General features: G+C 71.1%; 28 protein-coding genes. 25 read left to right on the top strand and 3 right to left on the bottom strand.

The features are described 5' to 3' along the window. Nucleotides 1–102: 102 nt before the first annotated feature. From Mco01_RS36880 to Mco01_RS36870, 3 genes are all read right to left on the bottom strand, one after another. A complete protein-coding gene (locus Mco01_RS36880; RefSeq protein WP_204061457.1) occupies nt 103–1,524 on the bottom strand; it encodes a site-specific integrase in 1,422 nt (473 codons plus the stop codon). A gap of 12 nt (nt 1,525–1,536) precedes the next feature. Next, nucleotides 1,537–1,827, bottom strand: coding sequence for a hypothetical protein (locus Mco01_RS36875; protein WP_204061456.1), 291 nt, complete (start codon nt 1,825–1,827; stop codon nt 1,537–1,539). 181 nt (nt 1,828–2,008) lie between these two features. Beyond that, nucleotides 2,009–2,470: a helix-turn-helix domain-containing protein gene (locus Mco01_RS36870; protein ID WP_204061455.1), complete on the bottom strand. Its 462-nt coding sequence runs from the start codon at nt 2,468–2,470 to the stop codon at nt 2,009–2,011. Nucleotides 2,471–2,626: 156 nt separating this feature from the next. Here Mco01_RS36870 and Mco01_RS36865 point away from each other — a divergent pair, with 156 nt between their 5' ends. The 25 genes from Mco01_RS36865 (at nt 2,627) to Mco01_RS40100 (ending at nt 15,261) form a co-directional block, all read left to right on the top strand. Further along, on the top strand, nt 2,627–2,875 hold the full coding sequence (locus Mco01_RS36865) for a helix-turn-helix domain-containing protein (protein ID WP_204061454.1): 249 nt from the start codon (nt 2,627–2,629) through the stop codon (nt 2,873–2,875). After that, nucleotides 2,872–3,105: a helix-turn-helix transcriptional regulator gene (locus Mco01_RS36860; protein ID WP_204061453.1), complete on the top strand. Its 234-nt coding sequence runs from the start codon at nt 2,872–2,874 to the stop codon at nt 3,103–3,105. The genes Mco01_RS36865 and Mco01_RS36860 overlap by 4 nt, the downstream gene beginning before the upstream one ends. Nucleotides 3,106–3,175: 70 nt before the next feature. Next, nucleotides 3,176–3,307, top strand: a complete 132-nt coding sequence (locus tag Mco01_RS39995) for a hypothetical protein (RefSeq protein ID WP_275410683.1) — start codon at nt 3,176–3,178, stop codon at nt 3,305–3,307. A 13-nt stretch (nt 3,308–3,320) separates the two neighbouring features. After that, a complete protein-coding gene (locus Mco01_RS36855) occupies nt 3,321–3,527 on the top strand; it encodes a hypothetical protein (RefSeq protein WP_204061452.1) in 207 nt (68 codons plus the stop codon). Nucleotides 3,528–3,602: 75 nt separating this feature from the next. Continuing rightward, on the top strand, nt 3,603–4,055 hold the full coding sequence (locus Mco01_RS36850; protein ID WP_204061451.1) for a hypothetical protein: 453 nt from the start codon (nt 3,603–3,605) through the stop codon (nt 4,053–4,055). After that, complete coding sequence (locus Mco01_RS36845) at nt 4,048–4,800, top strand: zinc finger domain-containing protein (protein ID WP_204061450.1); 753 nt, start codon at nt 4,048–4,050, stop codon at nt 4,798–4,800. The genes Mco01_RS36850 and Mco01_RS36845 overlap by 8 nt, the downstream gene beginning before the upstream one ends. Beyond that, a complete protein-coding gene (locus tag Mco01_RS36840) occupies nt 4,797–5,066 on the top strand; it encodes a hypothetical protein (RefSeq protein WP_204061449.1) in 270 nt (89 codons plus the stop codon). Before Mco01_RS36845 ends, Mco01_RS36840 begins: the two co-directional genes overlap by 4 nt. Beyond that, nucleotides 5,063–6,157 (top strand): hypothetical protein, encoded by a 1,095-nt coding sequence (locus tag Mco01_RS36835; RefSeq protein ID WP_204061448.1) that lies wholly within the window; start codon nt 5,063–5,065, stop codon nt 6,155–6,157. The genes Mco01_RS36840 and Mco01_RS36835 overlap by 4 nt, the downstream gene beginning before the upstream one ends. Before the next feature lie 3 nt (nt 6,158–6,160). Then, a complete protein-coding gene (locus Mco01_RS36830; RefSeq protein WP_204061447.1) occupies nt 6,161–7,372 on the top strand; it encodes a recombination directionality factor in 1,212 nt (403 codons plus the stop codon). Between the two features lie 12 nt (nt 7,373–7,384). Then, on the top strand, nt 7,385–8,182 hold the full coding sequence (locus tag Mco01_RS36825; protein ID WP_204061446.1) for an exonuclease domain-containing protein: 798 nt from the start codon (nt 7,385–7,387) through the stop codon (nt 8,180–8,182). Nucleotides 8,183–8,256: 74 nt separating this feature from the next. Beyond that, nucleotides 8,257–8,700, top strand: coding sequence for a hypothetical protein (locus Mco01_RS36820; RefSeq protein ID WP_204061445.1), 444 nt, complete (start codon nt 8,257–8,259; stop codon nt 8,698–8,700). Then, on the top strand, nt 8,697–8,921 hold the full coding sequence (locus Mco01_RS36815; RefSeq protein WP_204061444.1) for a hypothetical protein: 225 nt from the start codon (nt 8,697–8,699) through the stop codon (nt 8,919–8,921). The genes Mco01_RS36820 and Mco01_RS36815 overlap by 4 nt, the downstream gene beginning before the upstream one ends. Beyond that, entirely contained in the window at nt 8,918–9,262 is a 345-nt protein-coding gene (locus Mco01_RS36810; RefSeq protein WP_204061443.1) for a hypothetical protein, read from the top strand. The genes Mco01_RS36815 and Mco01_RS36810 overlap by 4 nt, the downstream gene beginning before the upstream one ends. Next, complete coding sequence (locus Mco01_RS36805; RefSeq protein ID WP_204061442.1) at nt 9,259–9,954, top strand: hypothetical protein; 696 nt, start codon at nt 9,259–9,261, stop codon at nt 9,952–9,954. Before Mco01_RS36810 ends, Mco01_RS36805 begins: the two co-directional genes overlap by 4 nt. Continuing rightward, nucleotides 9,944–10,432, top strand: a complete 489-nt coding sequence (locus tag Mco01_RS36800; protein ID WP_204061441.1) for a hypothetical protein — start codon at nt 9,944–9,946, stop codon at nt 10,430–10,432. The genes Mco01_RS36805 and Mco01_RS36800 overlap by 11 nt, the downstream gene beginning before the upstream one ends. After that, nucleotides 10,426–10,614 (top strand): hypothetical protein, encoded by a 189-nt coding sequence (locus Mco01_RS36795; RefSeq protein ID WP_204061440.1) that lies wholly within the window; start codon nt 10,426–10,428, stop codon nt 10,612–10,614. The genes Mco01_RS36800 and Mco01_RS36795 overlap by 7 nt, the downstream gene beginning before the upstream one ends. Beyond that, the gene (locus Mco01_RS36790) at nt 10,611–10,790 is read left to right on the top strand and encodes a hypothetical protein (protein WP_204061439.1); all 180 of its coding nucleotides are present in this window, start codon (nt 10,611–10,613) and stop codon (nt 10,788–10,790) included. Before Mco01_RS36795 ends, Mco01_RS36790 begins: the two co-directional genes overlap by 4 nt. 239 nt (nt 10,791–11,029) lie before the next feature. Beyond that, nucleotides 11,030–11,455 carry a hypothetical protein gene (locus tag Mco01_RS36785; RefSeq protein WP_204061438.1) on the top strand — a complete coding sequence of 142 codons (426 nt, stop codon included), beginning with the start codon at nt 11,030–11,032 and terminating at the stop codon, nt 11,453–11,455. Further along, a complete protein-coding gene (locus tag Mco01_RS36780) occupies nt 11,452–11,652 on the top strand; it encodes a hypothetical protein (protein ID WP_204061437.1) in 201 nt (66 codons plus the stop codon). The genes Mco01_RS36785 and Mco01_RS36780 overlap by 4 nt, the downstream gene beginning before the upstream one ends. Before the next feature lie 17 nt (nt 11,653–11,669). Beyond that, complete coding sequence (locus tag Mco01_RS36775) at nt 11,670–11,864, top strand: helix-turn-helix domain-containing protein (protein ID WP_204061436.1); 195 nt, start codon at nt 11,670–11,672, stop codon at nt 11,862–11,864. Further along, nucleotides 11,861–12,982 (top strand): ParB/RepB/Spo0J family partition protein, encoded by a 1,122-nt coding sequence (locus tag Mco01_RS36770; RefSeq protein WP_204061435.1) that lies wholly within the window; start codon nt 11,861–11,863, stop codon nt 12,980–12,982. The genes Mco01_RS36775 and Mco01_RS36770 overlap by 4 nt, the downstream gene beginning before the upstream one ends. Then, nucleotides 12,979–13,392, top strand: a complete 414-nt coding sequence (locus Mco01_RS40400) for a WhiB family transcriptional regulator (protein WP_204061434.1) — start codon at nt 12,979–12,981, stop codon at nt 13,390–13,392. The genes Mco01_RS36770 and Mco01_RS40400 overlap by 4 nt, the downstream gene beginning before the upstream one ends. Continuing rightward, a complete protein-coding gene (locus Mco01_RS36760) occupies nt 13,389–13,688 on the top strand; it encodes a hypothetical protein (protein ID WP_204061433.1) in 300 nt (99 codons plus the stop codon). The genes Mco01_RS40400 and Mco01_RS36760 overlap by 4 nt, the downstream gene beginning before the upstream one ends. Further along, on the top strand, nt 13,685–14,239 hold the full coding sequence (locus tag Mco01_RS36755; RefSeq protein WP_204061432.1) for a hypothetical protein: 555 nt from the start codon (nt 13,685–13,687) through the stop codon (nt 14,237–14,239). Before Mco01_RS36760 ends, Mco01_RS36755 begins: the two co-directional genes overlap by 4 nt. After that, on the top strand, nt 14,236–15,261 hold the full coding sequence (locus Mco01_RS40100; protein ID WP_307825759.1) for a DNA translocase FtsK: 1,026 nt from the start codon (nt 14,236–14,238) through the stop codon (nt 15,259–15,261). Before Mco01_RS36755 ends, Mco01_RS40100 begins: the two co-directional genes overlap by 4 nt. The last annotated feature ends 13 nt before the right edge of the window (nt 15,262–15,274 follow it).

Here is a 15,274-nt window from a genome sequence, read left to right as displayed (position 1 = left end):
CAGCTGAACAGCCAAAAGGCCCTCATCCGGGAATCTCGGATGGGGGCCTTTTTGATCTCTAGCGGGGCCTGGTGGGCACATGGTGGGCACACCGGTACACGATCACGCTCTCCGCGACCGCCTGGGGATAATCGCCGTCGTCGCCTCGGCGGCCGCGGCCGCCACCTGAGGCACGACCGAGGTGTACACGTCCGCCGTGAACGAGTAGCGCGCGTGCCCGAGCTCGGCGCTCACAACCTTCATGTCGACGCCAGCCGCAAGCATCAGCGTGGCCGCGCAGTGCCGGAGATCGTGGAACCGGATCGGCGGGAGATCGGCCGCCTTGACGATCGCGGCGAACCGGTCCGAGACGTACTCCTCTCGGTCGAGCGCGGCGCCGTTCTCCCGCGTGAAGATCCGGCCCGAATCGATCCACGTCTCGCCGGCCGCCAGGCGCTCGCGCATCTGCTTCGCCCGCCAAGCCCGCAGCAGCGCGACGTTCGCCTCGCCGAGGGCCACCGTCCGCCAGGACGTCTCCGACTTCAGCCGCTCGTCGTCGTCCTCGCCTTCGATCACCGACAGCGTGCCAGCGTCGAGGTCGACGTTGGCCCACATCGCTCGGCACGCCTCCGCGCGGCGCAAGCCCCGGGTGGCGACGAGGTGGAACAGCGCCTCCAGCCGTTCACCGCGAGCTTCTGCTGTGTCGAGGAAGACGCCGCACTGGTCCGGTGTCCACACCATGACGGGGCTGGGCACCTTCCCGGTCTCCTCCCAGCGCGCGACCCGCTCCGGCGTCCACACCAGCGGACGAACCTTCCGCGCGGCGGGCAGCTCGACGTGCTCGGCGGGATTGTGCTCGATCAGCCGCTGCTTCACGGCTGTGCCCAGCGCGCTGGACATGACCCTGTGGACCCGGTGGATGCGGGACGCCTTCAGCGGCTGCTGGCGTTTCAGGCCGGGCGTCTCACCCTCGGCCAGCTTCTTCTTCGGGGCCCGGGCCCGCGCGGCCAGGAGCCGGCGCAGCAATTCCGAAGGCTTCTCCCCTTCGGGCAGCTTGTTGATCTGGCCCATCGCCTCGTACAGCTGGTCGAGGTGCGTCTCGCGCAGGTCGGTCAGCTTCAGATGGCCAAGGCCCGGGACGAAGTAGAGGTCGATCGCCTCCTGGTAGCTGGACCGCGTGGATTCGGCCAGGCTGCGCTTCCCGGTAATCCACTGCTTGAGGTAGGCGGCCACGGTGATAGACCGGTCAGCCGGAATGATGCCGGCATCGAGCTTGGCGAGCGCGGCCCGCAGGCCCTTCTCGGCCTCGCTCTTGTTGCGGAAGGGGCCGATCCGCGGCTGCCGGCGTTTGCCGTCCGGGCCGACGGGGGCGGAGTAGCGGGCCCACCAGGACCCGTGATCACGCTGGGCGAGCTTCGGGCATTTGCCCTCACCGTACTTCTTGCCGGTGTCGGGGTTGCGACACCCGCAGCGTTTGAATGTCGACGACATGGTGCTCCTTGACTGGGGGTGGGGAGCGGGGCCGGCGCGCGGGCGAGCACGCACCGGCCCGAGAAGTTAGGCAGACCGTCCGGCGGTGACTTCCTCGAGGGTGTTCATCAGATCGCGGACTCGGGACGTGAGTCCGTTGACCACTCCGCGCTGATAGAAGATCGTGTTCTGCACCTCGTACTTCTCGGACGCTTCTTTGTATCCGTGCCTGCGTCCCTCGGCGAATCCCTGGGCGCGTCCTTTGGCGTGGCCGGCGCTTCGGGCGACGACCGCGGAGACGACGACGAGGGTTGCGGCGGAGGCTGCGATGGCGCTGATGCGCGCGAGCCCGCAGGTGAGTGAGAGGGGCATTGGCATCAGAGAGTGCTCCAATCCCGGGTTTCGGATCGTTCCACCGGAAGGGGCGAGCAACCGGTAGGTGTCTGACGCCGGGAACAGGTGTGCGGGTTTACCGCCGTTATCGAACTCTCAAGACTTAATTCGGGCTGTAGGGAACCTGCTACGAACAGTGGTCATATGTGTCCAAACATGTCCGCTTTTATTCGGATTCCTGCGTCGTTATTCGAATCAATTGCAACATCGTCTCCAGGCGTTCCACTTTCGTCCGCTCCGCAGCCTCTTCCTCCTGGCGGATCAGACGCTCCATCCGCTCGCGGTCCTCGGGCGGCATGTTCGCGACGCGCCGCTCGATCTCCGCGCGCAGACGCCGCGCCTCTTCCGTCGGCGAGCCTTCCAAGAGCGCGGCCGCGTCGGTGCGGCCGACGGCTGACAAGTCGGAGGCGGGAAGGTTGACGGCCTTGGCCATCCTCGCGAGCGTCTCCGCGCTGGCCTTGACGGGCACGGTGATGCCGGCGGTGGACTGGACCCCGTTGACGATCTGACGCCAGCGTGTGCCGCTCATGCCCGCTCGGCGTGCGGCTTCGTTCTGTGAAATCCCGAGCTTTGCCCGGGCAGCCTCAAGTGCCTCGCCCTCGGAGGGCGGGGCATGACTGTGCGCCATGCCCCAAAGATGACCGCGAAGTTTTGCGAAGTCAAGCCGTCGGCTGAGCTCCTCTGACACCACCAGTCACAACTTCTCGTAGCTTCTCACCAGCTTCTTGAGGGACTTGCCGCATCTCCCTTGTACTTCGCGAAACTTCGCGCTAACTTCTCACACATGAACGCGACAGAGATTCGGCAGAGCCGATGGGTCGCGGCCGACACCGACCACGATCCCGACAAGGTGACCGCCGCGCGCAAGCAGGCCGGATTCACCAAACGCGAGACCGCACGCCGCATCGGCGTCGTCGAAAGCCTCATCAGCGAGATCGAAAAGGGCACGCGCAACGCCACGCCTCCTCGCCTCCGGCAACTCGCCGACCTGTTCGGCTGCGCCGTCACAGAGCTCCAGCGGGACCCGTCATGAGCACGGCCGACACCAACCCCAAGGGCCGCGTGCTCAACATGAAGGAGATCGCGGAGATGACCCGCATCCCGCAGGGCACCCTCCGCTACTACCGGCACCAGCGCCGCGGACCCGTGCTCTTCAAGCAAGGCCGCTGCCTCGTCGCCTACGAGGCCGACGTGCGCGCGTGGATGGCCGAGCAGTACGCCGCCGGCCGCGAGCACTACGCCAGCGCGCAGGCCAGCTCATGACCTCGCCGTCGGCTTCCCGCCCTATCGCGGGAACTTCCCGCCCCCCGAACTACGCCCAGAGGTGCCCCCGATGAACGCCCTGGCTGAGACCTACATCGCGGACAAGCTCGTCGCCTACCGGATCAAGCTCTGCGGCGCCTGGACCCTCGGCTGCATTGAGCGAGCTGTCCAGGACGAGTTCGACACCCCCACCAACTCCTGAAGGGAGCCCCCCTGTGCTGAACGACTACGCCCGCGTCAGCAACTACCAGGCCCAGACCGGCCGCACCCGCCTGACGGACCGACAGCACCGCCGGGTGAACAAGAAGAGGCGCCACCAGTCGCCGGCCGCCGAGCAGGCCCGCCGTACGGCCTCCGAGCAGCGCGCCGAGATGCGCGAGCACCGGAAGGCCCGCCTCGCCGGACTCCTCTCGCCCCGCTGAAAAGCAGCGGGCCCAGCCGCTGGAACCGGCCGGACCCGCCAGACCCCGCATCCGCCCAGAGACAGGACGCAGGACATGACCATCATCCCCCAGAACACCGCCCCGGCGCTCACCACGCTGGCCGAGTACGCGACCAGGTTCTCCAACGACAGCGGCGGCGCCCACCTGCGCACTGCGCTGCTCGCCGCGCTGCTCGCCCACCGACACGGGCTGGAGCCCGAGCAGGCGATCGACCTCGCCCGGAACGACTACTTCGACGGCCGGGTCCAGGACGCGTCCGCCGAGGCGGATCGCCTGATGGCGGAGAGCCGCCGGCGGTGGCAGGCCGCCGAGTACGGCGAGGACGACCCGGCGCCGGCGAAGTCGCCGTACCCGGGCGCGTACTGGGGGCCGGTCGGGATGCGCGACGGGTCGGTCGAGTACGCGTGGACGATCGATGTGGACGTCGACCCGGACGGGCACGCGCAGCTGATGGCCTACCAGTTCGGCCGCGACGCTCTGGCCGATGGGCAGGTGTCCCGTGGCTGACGTGATCGGCGCCGATGTGCGTCAGCTCCTGAGTGCGATCAGGAGCATCCTCACCCCTCCTCTGGCCACCGTCGAGCACCGCGAGGCGCGCGACCAGCTGGTCAAGGACCGGGTGGCAGGGCTCCGCGGAGCCCTTACGGCGATCATCCAGGACACCCGCGGTGCAACTTCGATTGCGGCCTATGCCGACATCGTGCGCTCCGTGGTCACCGAGGAGTTCCCGGTCACCTACCCGACGAAGCACAACGACGAGCCCACGTGCAGGATCTGCGGCTGCACCGAGGACGCCGGCTGCCCGGGCGGATGCTCTTGGGTGCCGGACCCGGAGATGAAGGGCGAGATCTGCTCGGCGCACTTCGTGACCGCCGAGACCCTGACCGAGGGCCAGATCGTCCGCTGCGTCGACTGGGCCGACGGCGAGCTCGTCCGCGTCCTGCGGGTGCAGTCCCCGGTGGGGGAGCACTACGAGGAGGCCTCCGTCCGCTACCAGGACCTCGGCGCTCACGCCCCGGCGGTGGACGTGCTCGTGGACCGCCACCACCTCGTCCTCCCCGCCGAGGCCCCGGCCCGCGCAGAGGCCGATCCGGCCAGGTCGCTGCCGCAGATCACCGTGACCTGCCCGACCTGCGGAGCCCAGCCGGGCGACCTGTGCACCAGCCACGGCGGCACCCGGCCCCGGCGGCACGACACCCACCAGGCCCGCCGCGCCGCGTGGGAGAACCGCTCCAAGGACGGCGGCCAGTGACCGCCCCCGTGCTGGAGACCACCGCCACGGCGGCCGCGCTCCGACTCCTCGACAGCCTCACTTTCGACGAGACCACCAGCGTGCTCACGCAGCTGCTCGCTACCGCCGAACCCCAGGTGCTCGCCGCCCTCGACACCGTGCGGATCCTCCGGGCCAAGCAGAACCTGCCCGCCCCGACGCGCGGCCCGCTGGTGGCCGACGCCGACACGTACGCCGACGCCGAGTACGACCGCGAGCGCGCCGACTACGACGGGGGACAGGCGTGACGCAGACCCTCCCCGAGCGCGCACCCTGCCCCACCTGCCAGGCGGAGCAGCGGATCAACGCCGACGGCACCGTCCGCAAGCACAAGCCGACCGGCTCCGCCCTGCCCTGCCCCGGCAGCGGCGTGCCGGTCGGCACCGCCCGCATCCCACGCCGCTCCACCGCAGGCTTCTACAAGGACCCCACCACCGGCGACCTCCTCCGCTCGGTCACCACGATCCTCAACCAGGGCGCGCCGAAGGAAGCCCTCATCCACTGGGCCGGGAAGCTCGTCGCCGAGACCGCGATGGAGCACCTGCCCCAGCTCATCCGCGCCAGCCGCCGACCGGAGACCGCCAAGGAGGCGCTCGACTGGCTCAAGCGGGCCCACACCCGCAAGAAGGACGAGCGCGCCGACATCGGCACCGCCGTCCACCAGCTCATCGAAGCCGAGATCCTCGGCACCCCCATCCCGGACGACATCGCGAACAACCCCGAGATGACGCCGTACGTCGCGAACTTCCGCCGCTTCGTCACCGAGTGGGAGATCCAGTTCGAGGCGTCGGAGATGGTCGTCGCGAACTACACCGAGCGGTACGCGGGCACGCTCGACTACCTGCTCCGATCCCGCCCGCTCGCCCAGGCGCTCAAGGCCCCGGCCGACGCCATCATCCCCGGCGACACCAAGACCGGCGGCGAGCTCGACGAGCGCACATACGACGGCAACGTCCGCGGCGTCTACCCGACCGCCGGCGTCCAGATGTCGGCGTACCGGCGGTGCACGCACGGGTGGCTGCGCGACGGCACCCGGGTCGAGCTGCCCCTGCCGTACGAGGTCGGCGTGGTGCTCCACCTACGGCCCGAGGGTTACCGGCTGTACCCGATGCGGTGTGGCGATGACGTGTTCGACGCGTTCCTGAAGATCCGCGACGTCGCGGAGTTCGAGACCGGCCTGGCCAAGAACGTCGTCGGCCAGGCCCTGCGGCCGCCGCGCGCCACGCACATGTGCGACCTCGACGCGGCCGGCAACTGCCGCCGCGGTTGCGGCTACTCCACCGAGGTCGCGGACTCTGCCCACGGCCGCCAGTACCACCAGGCCCAGGAGGTGGCCTGACCTATGTCCGGACGAATCCTCACCCTCCAGCGGCAGGCACGCGAGCTCGGCCGCCTGCGCACCGGCTACACCGACACCTCCGGCTCCAAGGCGCGGCCCGTCCGCTCCCAGACCTGGATCATCACTAGCCACGCCGAACACTACGTGCAGGCCGCCGCTGAGGTCTGGGGCGGCACCGTCGAGAAGTGGCAGCCGCTCGGCAACGGCGCCCAGCAGTGGCGCGTGATCACCGAGACCGCGAACCTCGACGCGATCCTCCCGCCCGGTGACCCGCTGTCGCAGGCCTACGAGTCGTGGTCCAAGGGCGGCGTGCAGCGCCGCTGCGACGGCATGACCGAGGGCGTCTCAGACCAGCCGTGCCTGTGCCGCCAGCAGTTCGGCGACAACTTCTGGGAGACCGCACCGCGGGATGCGGCGTGCAAGGTCACGACCCGGTTGAACGTGATCCTCCCGGAGATGCCGGACATCGGCGCGTGGCGGGTCGAGACGCACTCGTACTACTCGGCGAACGAGATGGCCGCCGCCGTGGACGTGCTCAAGGGTTCGATCGGGGAGGCCGCGCTCATCCCGGTGCGGCTGCGCATCGAGCAGCGCACCCGGGTCGCGAACGGCCAGACCAAGCACTTCCCCGTGGTCGCGGTCGAGCTGCGGGGCGGGACCGCTGGCCAGGTGCTGTCCGGATCGGTGCAGACCGTGGCCGTTGGCCGGGGTGCAGCGGCGGCGGCCATTGGTGGGGAGGAGGGCCAGGCGGCGATCGAGGCGCCGAAGCCTGCCCCGGCTGGGCCGACGGCGGAGGACTTCCTCGCTCGGGCTCGGGCGGCGGCGACGTTCGCGGAGTTCAAGGTCATCTGGGACGAGGCCGGGCAGGCGGGGATCTCGCCGACCGAGGCGCAGACCCAGGAGATGAAGGCGATCGGGAAGCGGCTGAAGGCCGCAGAGGAGGCGCCGCCTCCGGCGCCGGATTCCCCGGCCGCGCCGGCCGCGCCGGCTGCGCCGCCGACGGAGCCACCGGCCGCCGACGAGCTGTGGATGAAGATCGTGGCGGCTTGGCCAGGGACCACCAGCGAACTCCAGGCCCGCTTCGCCCAGGAGATGGGCGGCGTCGCCCCGGACTCCGCCTCGGAGGCCGAGCTCGACGTCTTCCTCCAGAGGCTGCGCGCGGGCGACTTTAACCAGCCCGCCGCCGCTCCCGGCCTCGACCAGCCCCCCTTCTAGGAGCCGATCGCCATGACATGGCTGACCGGCCACTGGGCCGGATTCGACCTGGAGACCACTGGCGTCTCCGTCGACGACGACCGCGTCGTCACCGCTTGCATCGCCCGCGTGGACACCTCTGGCAGCCAGCCGCCGGCGGTGCGGTCGGCGCTCGCCGACCCGGGGATCGAGATCCCGGAGGCTGCCACCGAGGTCCACGGGATCAGCACCGAGCACGCCCGGCGGCACGGCGCCCCGGCCGCCGAGGTCGTCGCCCAGGTGGCCGATGCGCTCATGGCCGCGGTGTACGAGGGGCTCCCGATCGTCGGCTTCAACCTGCAGTACGACGTCACCCTGCTGGACCGTGAAACCAGGCGGTACGGGCTGGAGCCGTTCGGCGACCGGCTCGTCGCGGCGTGCGGCGTGGTGATCGACGGCTACGTGCTCCACAAGTACGCCGACCCGTTCCGGAAGGGCTCGCGGAAGCTCACCGCGGTGTGCGAGCACTACGGCGTCCGGCTCGACGGAGCCCACGACTCCCACCAGGACGCGCTGGCCGCCGCCCGGGTGGTGTTCCGGATCGGCCAGTACGCGCAGAAGGGCGTCGACTGGCTGCGCGAGCAGGGATTCAAGGACGACGTGGCCCGCCGCCTGGCCGGCCTGGCCAGCCTCGACCTTCCGGCGCTGCACGGGCTGCAGGTGCGTGCGAAGGCGGAGCAGGCGGCGAGCTTCATCAGCTACCTGAAGCGGCAGCGCAAGCCGTATGGCGACGTGCGCGGCGAGTGGCCGTGCGTGCCGTTCGAGCCGGTCCGCCAGGAGGCCCTGGCGTGACTTTCCCCTATCAGCAGGAAGCCCCCGCCGTGTGCGCGGCGGGGGCAGTTCCCGACCTCCCGAAGGAGATCAACATGCGTGGAAACAAGCCTACCGATCAGCTCGTCGCTCCGGCGCCAGCTGTGCACCTGCCGGACGACGACACGGCGCAGACCGTCATCGCCCCCAACCGGCAGACCTACGACTACGCCGTCGCGCACGTCGCGCAGCACTCCGGCGTGGTGGACACGTGCCAGACCGACATCGACGGCTGGAACCAGGAGATCGACAGCCTGGAGCGGCAGATCAACGAGCGCCGCGCGTGGATCGAGATGCGGACCAGGGAGCAGGAGGCGGCGCGGCAGCAGGTGCTGCGGGGTCAGAAGGCGGCGAAGGCGGCGGCGGACATCTTGGCGCTGCTGGGCGCGCCGGTCCCCCCGGCGAACGGGGAGTTGTCGCACGCGCCGGACGTGGCGCACGAGCGGTTCAACGCGGCCACGGAGGAGCAGACCGCGGCGGCGGAGCGGGGGCGGTCATGACGGCCTTCCTCGTCCAGACGGCGTTCTGGATGGCCGCGTTGGCCGTCCAGTACGTGGCGTTGCGGCCGGCCCGGCGTCGCCAGGTGATTGCGCTGGCGGGTCGTGTGTGGCGGCCGGTGGCCTATCGCGGCCACTGCCTGATGTCGTCGGCGCGCGCGGTCATGCGCGTCGTCACCCTCCGCCCGTACACGCCCTCGCACGCCTCGGAGCGCCACGCATGAGCCGTCGCATCATCCCGAACGCCCTCGGATCCCCAGCCGGCCGCGAGACCACCGTCGGTTGGGACGCCCCGCTGAACACGTTCTTCGCGATGGCGTTCGACCCGCCCGCGTCGGGCGACCTGGACGACGACGAGGTCGAGGTGTTCTGGGTCGGCACCGCGCCGGGGGAGATCCCGACCGTCCAGCGGTTGGCCAAGGCCCTGGCCCAGCACGGCGTGGAGCTCCCCATGCTCGTGGCCCAGCGCCTGAGCGAGGACTGCGCGGGTGAAGGCGACCAGTCGCAGGGGCGGCCCGGCTCCGCGCTGATCGCCTCCATGACGCAGTCGGGAGGTCCCCGGTGAGCGTTCCGACGCCCACGAGGGCGGTGACGACCGTGGCCGAGCCCCTGACGCACGAGCAGCTTGCCGAGATCCGCGAGCGCCACGCTGCCGCCAAGACCCTTCCCGGGCTGTTGGCCCCGCTCCTCGAGAACTGGGATCACGGCGAGGGCTTCCTCCACGACGTGGAGGTCATGCACGCGTTTCACGAGGTCGGCGAGGAGAAAAACCTCACCTTCGCCTTGCATTCGTACGGGGACGTGACGGACCTCCTGGCCGAGGTCGAGCGGCTCCGCGCTGAGCTGGCCGACCTGCAGGGCCAGAACGCCATGACCGAGCAGCACTTCAGTAACTTCGCCGCGGACTCGATCGTGGAGACGGAGCAGCTGCGTCAGGGCGCCGAGCGAGCGGAAGCCGAATCCCAGCGGCTGCACCGGGTCATTGCCCGGGCGTTCGAGCAGCTGGAGAGCGACAACCCCCACGAGGCCGAGCAGACGCTGCGCGAGGCCCTGTACGTCCCGGCCGTGGTGGACGAGCCGACGCCGGAGCAGGTCCGGATCCGGGCCGCGCTCCGCGCCGAGGGCGAGCGCATGACCGGTCGCTGCTCGTGCTCGGAGTTCGGGCCCTGCCCCGCCTGCGCGCCGGACGCCGCCGCGCTCGCCGGCGCCCTGGCCGACGACACCGCCCACGCAGGAGGTGCTGCCGATGTGGGGTGAGCTGCTCTTCTACACCGCCGGACTCACCACCGGCAGCATCCTCACCTGGCAAGCCCAGAAGACGCGCGCCGAGCAGGAACGCGCCAGCACCCAGGCCGCCGCCGCGGCGCTCAACGCCCGCCTCGAAGCCGCCCAACGCGACCGCGACAGCGCCCTCGACGCGCTCAGCCGCCTCGTCCTCGCCCTCGAAACCGACGGCGAGTACACGGTGGAGCACGCCCTCGACGCCGCCTACTGGGTCCTCCAAGGGGGCAACTACACCGGCCGCCTCCGCGCCGCCCAGCAGGGACATGAGGAAGCAGAGCAGGAACTGGCCGACCTCGCCGCCTGGGCCGAAGCCCACGGCCTGCCCGTCGCCTCGCTCGACGAACACGTCGACCGCGCCATCGCGATCATCCGCGACCACGCCGACGCGGCCCAGCCGGACGAGGCGCTGCACCTGATCCACCAGAACATCACGGGGAAGACCGCATGCTGACCCAGATCCTCCTCATCGCCGGCGCGCTCGTCGCCGGCGGCATCATCGGCGCCTTCGCCATGGCCATCTGCGCCGCACGCACCGTCGACAACCTGGTCGGTCAGCGTGACGCGCTCGCCAACCAGCTCGCTCGACGCGACGAGGCTCTGCGCGCTGCGACCGGCAAGGGCGGTGCTCAGTGATCGACTGGGTGGCGCTTGCTGCGATCCTCGCCGTCATCGTCTGCGGTTCCGCGCTCGGCGGCGCGATGGCCTCCCTGACCACGGTCTGGGTGCTGCGGCGGCACGCCGGCGCCAGCCTCGTGGAGGCGGCTGAAGGACTGCTCGCCCGATCGGCCGGTAAGCGAGGCCGCCGGTGACCGCCGACATGTCGACGACTCTCGGAGCCCCCGCCATCGGGGGTGGGGCTCCGAGCCTGTCCGCGGTGCGTCCCGGTACGGCGCCCGCGGCCGCGTCCGACCCCGCTCCCACCTCCCTGGGGAGCGGGGCGGACGCACCTCACGTCATTGGAATCGACCTTTCGCTCACAGCAACGGGCATAGCCAGCTCCCGCGGCTGGCACATCACCGTCGGCACGGAAGGCGTCACCACTCTCCCCGTGGCAGACCGGGCCGACTCCCTAGCCAGCCTCTCCCGCGACATCGCCCTCCATATCAAGCAGCCCGACCTCGTCGTGATCGAGGCCAACGCGGCCGCCCGTGCATATGGCGGCGCGTCCGAGCGGGCCGGCCTGTGGTGGTTTCTCGTCCACCACCTCCTCAAGCAGGGCATCCCGGTCGCCGAGGTGCCCCCGTCAGTCCGCATGCTCTACGCGACCGGCAAGGGCCAGGCGTCCAAGGGCGCGATCATCGAGGCCGTCGCCACGTACTGGCCGACCTGGAAGTCCGGCGGCAACGACAACATCGCCGACGCCGCCGTCCTCATGGCCTTGGGCCGGGATCACCTCGGCGCCCCCCTTGCCGCCGTGCCGGCCAAGCACCGCACGGCGCTGGCCAAGGTGACCTGGCCGGAGGTGGCCGGATGACGGCGAACACCACCGGACGCGACCGGACGGCCAGGGCCGTGTGGGTCCCGAAGTGGTCGCACACCAAGGAGCTCCTCGCCCTCTACGGCCAGCTCGTCGCCGAGAACGCGACCCCCGCCCGCATCCGGCGGGAGATGGGCCTGGGCGAACGCCAGATCCAGCGCTACGCGGCCGCCTACCGGGCCCAGCAGGAGTAGAAGGGGGCAGACGCGCGATGACCCCCACCGAGCACGCTGCCCGCGCACACGCCGGCTGGATGGCCGCATTCAACGCCCGCCGCAACCGGTACGCCGCGCTCCTCGCCCAAGGCGTCGACGGCGAGGAAGCCGCGATCCGGCTCGGCGTGTCCCTGCGCACCATCCAGCGCTACCGCCGCCACCTCACCCAGCCCGCACAGGACGCCTCATGACGACCCCGACCATGCACCCCGAGATGGCCAAGGCCCTGGCCCTCCTAACCGCCGGCCACACCATGCAGGCCACCGCCGAACGAACCGGGTGGCCCATCGGCCGCGTCCGCGCCCTGATCAACGGCCAGCGCGGCTGGCTCGTCGACAAGAACGGCCGCGTCTACAACCCCGGCCGGCCCGGCTACAAGCCGCAGATCCCCGACGGCGTGGACCCCGCGGACGTCGAACGGGCGCGCCAACTCCTCGGCGACGACAGCCCACGCACGGTCCAGTTCCGCGAACCCGCTCCCGCGAAAAGCAAGCCGGCCCCGGCGCCCGCCGAGTCTCCCGGCCAGTCCCAGCCGCCTACCCCCGTCAAGGGGAGCGCCGCCGTCGATGGGCTGATCACCACCGACCTCCCCATCGACAAGATCCACGGCAACCCCGGCAACATCCGCGAACAGGTCGGCGACGTCAGCGAGCTCACAGCCTCCATCCGCGCGCACGGTCTGCTCCAGCCCCTCACCGTCCGCCCGCACCCGAAGGTGGCGGGAGCGTACGAGCTGCTCGCTGGGCACCGCCGTCACGCCGCCGCCCTCGATGCCGGACTGGACACCGTCCCGGTGGTCATCCGCCCCGAGGTCGACGACGCCACCGCGATCGAGGTCATGCTCGTCGAGAACGTCCAGCGCAGGGACCTCAACCCGATGGAGAAGGCCGAGGCCCTCGGCAAGCTCAAGGGCCGCGGCTACACCAACGCCCTCATCTCTTCACGCACCGGCATTCCCGACTCCACAGTCTCTTACCTCCTCGCTCTGCTCGAGCTCGACGAAGCCGGCCGCCAGAAGGTCCGCACGGGCGAGATCACCGCGGTCGAGGCGGTCGCCGCCGTCCGGGCCTTCCGTAAGAAGCAGCGCCGCAAGCAGGGCGGCGAGGAGCGGGCCTGGTCGTGGGAGCCGGACTACCTCACCAACACCCACCCGCTCGCCCGGCGCGCCGAGCGGATGTGCAACGCCCGGGAGCACACCACCAGGCGGCGGATCGGCAAGGTCGCCTGCGGCCAGTGCTGGGAGACCGTGATCCGGGGGGACGAGCGGGTCGTGGTCGCGGCCGAGGCCCAGGGCGAGGCGACGGCATGAGCCGAGAGCCCGCCTGCCGCCGCGAGGCCCCGGAGCTGTTCTTCCCGCTCGGGTACAGCCGCGCCTTTCACAAGCAGATCGAGGAGGCGAAGGCCGTTTGCCGCCGCTGCCCGATCCGTGAGAAGTGCCTGGATGACGTGCTGACCAACCCCGAGATGGCCACCGACGGCATCTGGGCGGCGACGACCCCGCCGGAGCGTCGGCGGATGCGCACCGAGGTCGCCCTGGAGGAGGCCGCCGAGAAGAAGGCGGACGAGGGGCTCGTCGAGTGCCACGAGTGCGGGCGCCACGTCCGCATGTGGGCGAGCCACGGCACCCTGGCCCCGCACAGCGTCCGTGAAGGGCTGCCGGCGAGCGTGGACCCCTGCGAGGGCAGCCGCCGCCGGCCACGCCTGACGGTGGTCGCATGAGGCGCCGCCCCACCATCGTGTGCCGGTGCGGCTGCGCCCGCCGCGGCAAGCACTGCAACAACGGCCTGATCGGCGCCTGCTACCGCCGCTGGCTCCGCGCGGGCAAGCCCGCCGGCGGGCCGCCCGCGCCCCGCGTCGAGCACCCCCTCGGCCGCCGCAGCGACCGGATCGAGGACTACGCCTTCCTCCGCTCCCACGGCACCCCCCGCCAGGAGGCGGCGACCCGGGTCGGCGTGAAGGAGTCGACGAGCTGGAGGTACGAGGCCGAGGTGCGGGCGGGGGTGACCGCCCGATGACCCGTCTCACGGTGGCCGCCCTGCACCGGATGGCGAAGGCCGCGCAGGCCCACGACCACCCGGTCGTGACGATCGCCACCCACCCCGAGTCCCGAGCCAACCGCTACACGTGCTGGCCGGTCGGCTGCATCCTCCTACCGCACGCCCTGGTGGAGGACCTCGCGTTTCCCGCCGACGGCACCTACGCCATGACCGGGAAGGGGCTCGGCGAGCCGGTCGACGTCTCCGGGTTCAACGGCCAGTTCGCGGCCGAGCGGATGCTGCCCCTCCTCGACGCCGCCCCCCGCATTCCCATCCGCCCGAGCGCGTGGCTGTACGAGCGCGGCCCGCTGACCATGCGGCTGCTCGACCGCGGCGACCGCCCCGCGGCCGCCGTTAACGACGACCTCTGGCAGGCCTGGACCCGCGCCCTGGACGGCCCCATGTGGCAGGCCGTCGACCGCGCCCTGCGCCCCATCACGTGGGCCAGCAGCGGGACAGCGCGGGCTCACGGCCTGCTCAACACCATCCACCACCGATACGTCCCCACACCGCCTGAGGAAGCCCCGTGACCCGCATCGACATGCTGACCTCCGAGCTTCACGAGCTCGTCGCCCCCGTCCTCCCGCACGCCGGGACCGACAAGCAGCTCCCCGAGCTCGGCGTCGTCCGCATCGAAGCGCGCGACGGAGTCCTCCACGCCATCGCCACCGACCGCTACACCCTCGCCGCCAGCCGGCACATGCTCGGCGACCAGGTCGACGACTTCACCCTCACGATCGACCGGGTCGACGCCGCAGGCATCCTCCGTCTGTTCCGCTTCACGAAGAACGAGGACCCCGAGCTGCGGATCATCGTCGACCAGATGCCCATGCCCAGCGACAGCGGGTCGTCCCTGCTCGGGCTCGGCATCCGGATTGACGGCCCGGACGGCAAGCGCCTCGTCCTCCACGACCGCGCATACGACATCCCCACACCCCTCGACACCTGGCGCCACATCCTGGCCGCCGCCATGAACCGACCCCTCACCCCCGTCACGCCGGCAGTCGGGATGGCCGGGTGGGCCATGGGCAAGTGGGCCAAGTCCACCGGCAAGGGCGAGTACGCCGCGCTCTTCGCCGGGCCGCCGGCCGAGACGGGCCAGTCGTCGGCGCCGATGCTCGTGATCATTGGCGACCGCGTCGCCGGGCTGTGGGCCCAGGCGGGAATGCCCGGCGGCGATCACACCGACCTGCTCGAGGGCAGCCTGTGGCGGAAGGACCTCGCCGGCGTGGAGGGGGAGGATCCGTCGTCGTTCATGGCGCCGCCGCCGGCCGCTCCGTTGGGGGAGCAGGAGGCGCCGGATCCGGGCGCGGACCGCGAGCTGCTGGTGCAGGCCGCTGAGCTCGTCATTTCCACGCAGTTCGCGTCGCCCTCCATGCTCCAGCGCAAGCTCAAGGTCGGGTTCGCCAAGGCGGCCCAGCTCATGGAGCTCCTCGAAGGGTTCCTCGTCGTCGGCCCGGTTGAAGGATCCCGCGCCCGTGACGTCCTCGCCCGGCCGTTCGACCTCGACGTCGTGGTCGCCAAGATCCGCGCCGGAGAGGTGGCCGAATGAAGGGCCAACCGAT

The sequence above is a fragment of the Microbispora corallina genome, from assembly GCF_016863035.1.
Classification (GTDB): domain Bacteria; phylum Actinomycetota; class Actinomycetes; order Streptosporangiales; family Streptosporangiaceae; genus Microbispora; species Microbispora corallina.
This window is presented reverse-complemented; position numbering and strand designations above follow the sequence as displayed.